Source organism: Bacillus sp. MBGLi79 (genome assembly GCF_002953915.1).
In genome coordinates this window covers 4,124,809-4,133,674 of record NZ_CP026521.1, presented here as the reverse complement: position 1 = coordinate 4,133,674, position 8,866 = coordinate 4,124,809, and the positions used below count along the sequence as shown (strand labels likewise).

General features: G+C 45.7%; 10 protein-coding genes. All 10 read left to right on the top strand.

What is annotated here, in order from left to right; genetic code table 11:
- On the top strand, positions 1–224 hold a 224-nt coding region (gene flaG, locus C1T29_RS21100), incomplete at its 5' end, for a flagellar protein FlaG (protein WP_208945552.1).
- A 19-nt stretch (positions 225–243) separates the two neighbouring features.
- Positions 244–1,689: a flagellar hook-associated protein 2 gene (locus C1T29_RS21095; RefSeq protein WP_208945551.1), complete on the top strand. Its 1,446-nt coding sequence runs from the start codon at positions 244–246 to the stop codon at positions 1,687–1,689.
- 54 nt (positions 1,690–1,743) lie between these two features.
- Entirely contained in the window at positions 1,744–2,145 is a 402-nt protein-coding gene (gene fliS, locus C1T29_RS21090) for a flagellar export chaperone FliS (protein WP_101561416.1), read from the top strand.
- Positions 2,145–2,486 carry a flagellar protein FliT gene (locus C1T29_RS21085; RefSeq protein WP_095292083.1) on the top strand — a complete coding sequence of 114 codons (342 nt, stop codon included), beginning with the start codon at positions 2,145–2,147 and terminating at the stop codon, positions 2,484–2,486. Before fliS ends, C1T29_RS21085 begins: the two co-directional genes overlap by 1 nt.
- A 9-nt stretch (positions 2,487–2,495) precedes the next feature.
- Positions 2,496–2,873 carry a DUF8042 domain-containing protein gene (locus C1T29_RS21080; RefSeq protein ID WP_208945550.1) on the top strand — a complete coding sequence of 126 codons (378 nt, stop codon included), beginning with the start codon at positions 2,496–2,498 and terminating at the stop codon, positions 2,871–2,873.
- A 231-nt stretch (positions 2,874–3,104) separates the two neighbouring features.
- On the top strand, positions 3,105–3,665 hold the full coding sequence (raiA, locus tag C1T29_RS21075) for a ribosome hibernation-promoting factor, HPF/YfiA family (protein WP_103749393.1): 561 nt from the start codon (positions 3,105–3,107) through the stop codon (positions 3,663–3,665).
- 160 nt (positions 3,666–3,825) lie between these two features.
- Positions 3,826–6,351 (top strand): preprotein translocase subunit SecA, encoded by a 2,526-nt coding sequence (gene secA, locus C1T29_RS21070; RefSeq protein ID WP_103749392.1) that lies wholly within the window; start codon positions 3,826–3,828, stop codon positions 6,349–6,351.
- Positions 6,352–6,413: 62 nt separating this feature from the next.
- A protein-coding gene (gene prfB, locus C1T29_RS21065) for a peptide chain release factor 2 (protein ID WP_096748347.1) occupies positions 6,414–7,515 on the top strand; the annotation gives its coding sequence in 2 pieces (ribosomal slippage) (positions 6,414–6,485 and positions 6,487–7,515; 1,101 coding nt in all).
- A 206-nt stretch (positions 7,516–7,721) separates the two neighbouring features.
- Positions 7,722–8,570, top strand: coding sequence for a YitT family protein (locus C1T29_RS21060; protein ID WP_023856378.1), 849 nt, complete (start codon positions 7,722–7,724; stop codon positions 8,568–8,570).
- Between the two features lie 48 nt (positions 8,571–8,618).
- Positions 8,619–8,866, top strand: a 248-nt coding sequence (locus C1T29_RS21055) for a c-type cytochrome (protein ID WP_208945740.1), incomplete at its 3' end; no start/stop codon positions are given.

Below are 8,866 nucleotides of genomic sequence, written 5' to 3'. Positions count from 1 at the left end.
CATTTGCTCAGCTTGAAAAAACCGTACAAGGTGCAAACAACCTTTTGGAGCCGTCGCAAGTCCACCTTCAGTTTGTGCTTCACGAAAAGTTGGGAGAGTATTATGTGAAAGTCGTGGACAATCGGACGGAGGAAGTCGTACGCGAGATCCCTCCTAAGCAATGGCTCGATTTTTATGCGGCGATGGCGGAGTTTATGGGATTAATTGTCGATAAAACTACATAGAACAGGAGTGTTTCAAGATATGGTAATGAGAATATCTGGTTTAGCTTCAGGGATGGATATAGACGATATTGTCAGCAAATTAATGAAAACGGAGCGCATCCCGCTCGATAAGCTCACACAAAAGAAACAGACTTTGGAATGGCAGCGTGACAGCTATCGTGAAATCAATACGAAAATCAAAGGCTTGCAGGAATCAATCAACTTAATGCTCCGGCCTAGTACGTACGGCGCGAAAAAGGTGACAAGCTCTAACGAGTCGGCGGTTACGGCAACAGGCACCACGAATGCGGCATCAGGCACGATCCAAATCAACAAGCTGGCGACTGCGGCCGCTTATAAATCTTCCAGCCTTTCAGGGTATACCGGGAGCGATCAAACGTTAACTTTCCAAGTGACAGCTCCTGGAGAAACAACTGCGAAAAAGGTTGAAATCAGCGTCAGCAGTACGGATACGCTGGATGACATCGTTTCCAAAGTCAATAAATCAAATTTGGGCGTAACCGCTATGAAAGAAAAGATTTATAACGGGTCTGAATATGTGGAAACGATCGCTCTATCATCAAAAACCACAGGAGCGGGTGGCAGTATTCAAGCTGATGATGCTGCGACTGCGAGCTTTATGACAGACCAGCTCGGATTTGTGCTTGATGCCGACAATAAATTGACGGCCAATCAAGAGGGAGAAAACGCCGAGGTTGTCATCAACGGGATGCAGCTGGAGAAGACAACGAACAACTTCACTGTTAATAATGTGACGTACCAGTTGAAGAACACGACAAACAGCCCTGTTTCAATTGATATAGCCACCGATGTTGACGGGATTTACGAGAAGATTGAAAGTTTTGTAAAACAGTACAATGAACTGATCGATATGGTCAACGGAAAGCTGACTGAGAAGAAGTATCGGGATTATACACCACTGACAGATGAGCAAAAAGAAGATATGACGGAAAAGCAGATTGAGCTTTGGGAAGAAAAAGCGAAAAGCGGACTACTCCGAAACGACACGATTTTAAGCGGAGCCACCAACCAAATGCGGACAGATTTTTACGCCAATGTCTCTGTTAATGGAGAATCGCTGCAACTCACTCAGTTTGGTATTTCGACATCAAGCGTCTATAGTCAACGCGGTCATTTAGAAATTAACGAAGAGAAGCTGAAAGCGAAGATCAAAGAAGATCCGGACAGTGTGGCAAACCTCTTTTTGGCAGGAACAAGCAGCACAGAAAACTATAATGAAAAAGGAATTATGAGACGGCTTCAGACTGTTTTGACGGACACGAAGAAGCTGATTGAAGACAAGGCCGGAAATTCGACGATGGTAAACAATCAATTCTCCATCGGGAAAAACTTGAATAACGTCGACAATGATATTTCATCAATGACGGATCGTTTGACACAGATTGAAAATCGCTACTATACAAAATTCACAGCGATGGAAAAAGCAATTCAAAAAGCGAACTAACAATCACCATATCTATTACAAATGCTTGGAGAATAATTTCGTGGAGGATCAAGAATGGCTTTAAACAATCCATATGCAGCTTATCAGCAAAACTCTATTAATATGGCAACCCCTGGAGAATTGACACTTATGCTATATGACGGCTGTCTCAAATTTATGAAACTGGCGAAACAGGCGATTGATCAAAAGGACATAGAATTGAAAAACACCAACCTTATCAAAGCCCAACACATCATCCAGGAACTAAATCTGACGCTCAATCGAAAAGTCGAATTAGCCGCATCAATGGGGGCAATGTACGAGTATATCCACCGCCGCCTGGTTGAAGCCAACATTCGCAATGACAAAGATATCGTGACGGAAGTCGAAGGGTATGTTAAAGATTTACGCGATGCCTGGAAGCAAGCGCTTCAAATCGAACGGCAGGGCCGGTTCGGATCGGGCGGGCTGGCATAATGGAAAAGATTGAGCTGCTGTACAGCGAAACAAAACTTATGCTCGCTCAAATAAAAGACGCCCCGGAAAGTGATGAGCTGGTTCAGGCAATTGAAGCTTTTCTTGAAAAACGCGATGGCTTGATCAAGGAGATCAAGCCGCCTCTTTCTGAGACAGAAAAGCAGCAGCTGCGGCAAGTGACGGATATGGAGCCATTGCTCATGGCCGAACTGAAAAGGCTGCAGCAGGCTGTCAAACATGAGCTGCTTCAGGCGAAGCAGAAGCGAGCCATGCATCATTCCTATATCAATCCGTACGCCAACATGACGATTGACGGCACATATTATGACAAGCGCAAATAGGTGATCGCTTTGACAAGCACCGACGATTACATGCTCTTAACGACTTATTATCAGCTTTTGTTTACGATTGAAGAGGGGTTTTGCTATTTAATAGAAGCGAATCAAGATTTGGCGAAGACAGAAGGAGAGCGGATTTTTAACGATTTAATCTATGCTTTTTTTCAGTTGGATTCGTCGCACGCTGTATTGCTGTCGATTTTGGAGAGAAGCTGTGCCAAATCTTCGATTCGTTTTTTTGACAGAGTCTTCCGTGAGTTTGACAGTCTGATTTATTACAATTATCCGTCTGCTGAATTTCAGCATGACTTAACCCATCATTTTTTACCGCTTTATCGGGAATGGATGAAAACGATCCACCAATGCATGAGACCTTACGTTATCCATTGACGGCATACACCTGACAGGTGTATGCCATATTTTTTAAAAAGCAAAAATGGCGTTCTGATTTTATTCGCATGTGAATATATTTAAGATTTAATAAAGGGGTTCAAATGACAGGAGACAAACTTCGTCAAAATTAACGGATTTTTCACATAATTTTTACGTTTATGCAGGAATTCAGCAGGGAAAAGACGAAATGTATTTACATATCCTTAATATAAAGGAGGCGTTCTTTTGATGGAGTACAACGTCAGAGGAGAAAACATTGAGGTAACACCAGCGTTAAGAGAACACGTCGTGAAGAAAATTGGAAAGCTTGAGCGTTATTTTGAAAATAACGTTGATGCGATTGTTCACGTCAACTTGAAATTCTACAACGATCAGGAATCTAAGGTGGAAGTGACAATTCCAATGACAGACCTCTCTCTCCGTGCGGAAGTTCACCACGAAGATATGTACAATGCAATCGATCTCGCAACGAACAAACTGGAACGTCAAATTCGCAAGCACAAAACAAAAGTGAACCGGAAGTTCCGCGAAAAAGGTTCTCCGAAGTATGTTTTTGCCGAAGAAAACGGCATCGGAACGGCCGTGCAGGATGACACTGAGGATGAACAGCCGCAGGTTGTCCGTCAAAAGCGCTTTAATTTAAAACCGATGGATAATGAAGAAGCGATTTTACAAATGAATATGCTTGGACACAGCTTCTTTGTATTTACAAACGCCGAAACCAATCTGACCAATGTGGTCTACCGAAGAAACGACGGAAAATACGGTTTGATCGAACCGAACGAATAAATATATCAAGTCCCCTCCCGGATCTTCCGCAGAGGGGATTTTTTCCGTTTCCCCGCGGTAAATTGTTTGGAAATGACAAAAGGTATGATATGATATTGCATATATAAAAATTACTGTTTACTCATACTTAAACAAGGAAAATAAAGAGGAGCGTTATTCTATGCTTGGAATTTTAAATAAAGTGTTTGATCCGACAAAACGCACGCTCAGCCGTTATGAAAAGAAAGCGAACGAGATTGATGCGCTCAAGGCAGATATAGAGAAGCTTTCAGACGAAGCTTTGAAACAAAAGACAATCGAGTTCAAAGAGCGCCTTGAAAAAGGCGAAACAGTTGACGATCTTTTGACTGAAGCGTTTGCCGTTGTCAGGGAAGCTTCCCGGCGTGTGACAGGCATGTTCCCGTTTAAGGTTCAGCTGATGGGAGGCGTTGCCCTTCATGAAGGGAATATCGCCGAAATGAAAACGGGGGAAGGTAAAACGCTGACGTCCACAATGCCTGTTTATTTGAACGCTTTGTCAGGGAAAGGCGTTCACATCGTGACGGTCAACGAATACCTGGCGAGCCGCGATGCTGAAGAGATGGGAAAAATCTATGAATTTCTCGGGCTGACAGTCGGCTTAAACCTGAACAGCCTGTCTAAAGACGAGAAGCGTGAAGCCTATGCAGCCGATATTACGTACTCTACGAATAATGAGCTTGGCTTTGACTACTTGCGCGACAACATGGTGCTTTATAAAGAGCAGATGGTTCAGCGTCCGCTTCATTTTGCAGTCATCGATGAAGTCGACTCGATTTTGATCGATGAAGCAAGAACGCCGCTCATCATTTCTGGACAAGCGGCCAAATCCACAAAGCTGTACGTTCAGGCCAATGCGTTTGTCCGCACGTTAAAAGTGGATCAGGACTACACATACGATGTGAAAACAAAAGGCGTTCAGCTGACTGAAGAAGGGATGACAAAAGCAGAAAAGGCATTTGGCATCGAAAACTTGTTTGATGTCCGCCATGTTGCCTTAAACCATCATATTGCCCAGGCGCTTAAAGCCCATGCGGCGATGCATAAAGACGTCGATTACGTCGTCGAAGACGGCCAGGTCGTTATCGTCGACTCTTTCACAGGCCGTCTGATGAAAGGCCGCCGCTACAGCGACGGGCTCCACCAGGCCATTGAAGCGAAGGAAGGACTTGAGATCCAAAATGAGAGCATGACGCTCGCGACGATCACCTTCCAGAACTATTTCCGCATGTATGAAAAATTGGCAGGGATGACGGGTACGGCAAAAACGGAAGAAGAAGAATTCCGCAACATCTACAACATGCAGGTTGTAACGATTCCGACCAACAAGCCGATCGCCCGTGATGACCGCCCAGATTTAATTTACCGGACCATGGAAGGAAAATTTAAAGCTGTTGCAGAGGATGTCGCCCAGCGCTATATGGTCGGTCAGCCGGTTCTTGTCGGTACGGTTGCGGTTGAAACATCTGAATTGATTTCAAAGCTGCTTAAAAATAAAGGCATTCCGCATCAGGTGTTAAACGCGAAAAACCACGAGCGGGAAGCCCAGATTATCGAAGATGCCGGGCAAAAAGGCGCGGTCACCATCGCGACCAACATGGCGGGACGTGGTACGGACATCAAGCTTGGCGAAGGCGTAAAAGAGCTTGGCGGACTGGCCGTTATCGGTACAGAGCGCCATGAATCACGGCGGATTGACAACCAGCTGCGCGGACGTTCAGGCCGTCAGGGGGACCCTGGTATCACCCAATTTTATCTTTCCATGGAAGATGAATTAATGAAACGCTTCGGTGCAGAACGGACGATGGCGATGCTTGACCGCTTCGGAATGGACGATTCGACGCCGATTCAGAGCAAGATGGTTTCAAGAGCGGTCGAATCTTCACAGAAGCGTGTGGAAGGCAACAACTTTGATGCCCGTAAGCAGCTCCTGCAATACGATGACGTGCTCCGCCAGCAGCGTGAGGTCATCTATAAACAGCGCTTTGAGGTCATCGATTCCGACAACCTCCGCTCCATCGTCGAAAATATGATTAAAGCTTCACTTGAGAGGGCTGTTGCTTCATACACGCCAAAGGAAGATCTGCCTGAAGAGTGGAATCTTGAAGGCCTTGTCGAGCTTGTAAATGCGAATTTCCTTGATGAGGGCGGAGTGGAGAAAAGCGACATTTTCGGAAAAGAGCCTGAGGAGATTACAGAGCTCATTTATGACAGGATCAAGACGAAATACGATGAGAAAGAAGAGCGGTACGGCTCTGAACAAATGCGCGAATTTGAGAAAGTCATCGTTCTCCGCGAAGTGGATACGAAATGGATGGATCACATCGATGCGATGGATCAGCTGCGTCAAGGAATTCATCTGCGCGCTTACGCTCAGACAAACCCGCTTCGCGAGTATCAAATGGAAGGCTTTGCAATGTTTGAAAACATGATCGCGGCCATCGAAGATGATGTAGCCAAATTCGTCATGAAGGCTGAAATTGAAAACAACCTTGAGCGCGAAGAGGTCATTCAAGGACAGACGACAGCCCATCAGCCGAAAGAAGGCGATGAGGAAAAACAAGCGAAGAAAAAACCGGTCCGCAAAGCGGTGGATATCGGACGCAATGATCCTTGCTACTGCGGGAGCGGAAAAAAATATAAAAACTGCTGCGGAAGAACAGAATAAAAAGAGGTGCACGCCTCTTTTTATTTTGAACAGGCTGAAATCTATGATGAGGTGAAAGAATAATGGAATTGGCAGAAATCAGACAGGAACTTGAAAATATGGCTACTCGATTAGCGGACTTCAGGGGGTCTCTTTGACCTCGAAACAAAGGAAGCAAGAATCAGCGAATTAGACGAGCAGATGGCTGACCCTGACTTTTGGGGAGATCAGCAGAAAGCGCAGACGATCATTAATGAAGCGAATGCGTTAAAAGATTATGTCAACACGTATAACAAGTTGAGCGAATCTCATGAAGAACTGCAAATGACACACGATCTTTTAAAAGAAGATCCTGACCAAGACTTGCAAAATGAACTGGTCAGCGAGCTGAAAAGCTTAACAAAGCAATTTAACGAATTTGAGCTGCAGCTATTGTTAAGCGAGCCGTATGATAAAAACAATGCGATCCTTGAGCTTCACCCGGGAGCCGGCGGCACCGAATCACAGGATTGGGGTTCAATGCTTCTCAGAATGTACACCAGGTGGGCAGAGCGCCGCGGATTTAAGGTGGAAACCCTTGATTACCTCCCAGGGGATGAAGCAGGAATCAAGTCTGTTACTCTCCTGATCAAAGGACACAATGCCTACGGCTATTTAAAAGCCGAGAAAGGCGTACACAGGCTCGTCAGAATTTCTCCGTTCGACTCATCAGGGCGCAGGCACACGTCGTTTGTGTCTTGTGATGTCATGCCTGAATTCAACGAAGAAATCGACATTGAGATCCGTACGGAAGATATTAAAGTCGATACGTACAGGGCAAGCGGCGCCGGCGGGCAGCACGTCAATACGACAGACTCCGCCGTCAGGATCACCCACCTGCCGACAGGCGTCATCGTCACTTGCCAAACGGAGCGCTCACAAATTAAAAACCGCGAACGTGCCATGAAAATGCTGAAGTCGAAGCTGTATCAGCGCAGAATCGAAGAGCAGCAGGCACAGCTTGACGAAATTCGCGGCGAACAAAAAGAAATCGGCTGGGGAAGCCAGATCCGCTCATACGTTTTCCATCCGTATTCCCTAGTGAAGGATCATAGAACGAACACGGAAATGGGGAACGTGCAGGCGGTTATGGACGGAGACATTGACTCTTTCATCGACGCATATTTGCGTTCAAAGCTTTCCTAAATTGGAGAAAGACACATCCATATTGTGAGATGTGTCTTTTTTTGCGGGTAAATCCGCCTGGATATGTTCAGCCTAAGCCGTAAGAAGCTTTGTCCCTCTGCCGCTTTATCCGATTAATACGTTATTTGGCTGTTATTTACTTACATTAAGCTAAATGCTATACTCTCGATTGGTAACGAATCGTGCGGAGGATGACAGATATGAATATGGATAAAACGAGACATCAATTGTTTGCGGTGTTGCGTGACTACGGCTATATCCTGTTTGGATCAGCTGTCGTCGCTATGACATTTAATATGTTTCTGCTTCCCAACCGGATTGCAGCCGGCGGAGTCAGCGGCATCAGCACCATTTTGCAATCATTCGGCTTTGAAGCTGCCTATGTGCAATGGGCATTTAATATTCCTTTATTTATTGCCGGGATTCTCATACTCGGAGGAAAATTCGGCATTAAAACGCTTGTCGGGTCTGTTTTTCTCCCCTTTATCGTATATATGACACGGGACATTGCTCCGGCGACAGAGAATCCGCTCTTAGCCGCCATTTTTGGCGGTGTCGGCATCGGAGTTGGTATCGGGATGGTCTTTCTCGGAAGGGGTTCTACAGGCGGGACTGCGCTGGCTGCGCAAATCATTCATAAGTACACCGGGCTTTCGCAAGGCAAATGTTTGGCGCTGATCGACGGAACGATCGTCCTGTCGGCGATGTTTGTTTTTAACATCGAACAGGGACTGTATGCTATGCTTGGCGTTTATATATCAAGCAAAACCATCGATGTTATCCAGGTCGGGCTGAACCGTTCCAAAATGGCGATGATCATTACCAACCGGGAAGAGGAAGTTCGACATGCGGTACTGAATAAAATTGACAGAGGGATTACGAAAATATCAGCGGTCGGGGGCTATACAGATGATGAGCGGCCCATTTTGATGTGCGTGGTCGGCCAGACCGAGTTCACAAAGCTGAAACAACTCGTGAAACACATTGATGAGTCTGCATTTGTCATTGCAATGGATGCTTCAGAGGTGCTTGGCGAGGGTTTTAAACGCGCGTAATCGAGGTTATAATAAAGGTTGACTTGTTAAAGGAGCTGACTTAAAAAAATGAAAATGAAGCTGTTTACTCTGTTTATGGCTGTTTCTTTTGTGCTGGCTGCCTGCGGGGGCAATAACAATGAAAGCAAAGAGAAAAACACAGGCGGGCAAGCAACTGCAACGGACGGGGAAGAGATTTACCAGCAAAACTGCACAGGCTGCCATGGTAAGGATTTGTCCGGCGGTTCCGCCCCGAGCTTGAAAGAAGTTGGCGGCAAGTATAAGGAAAGCGAAATTAAAGACATTGTAGTCAACGG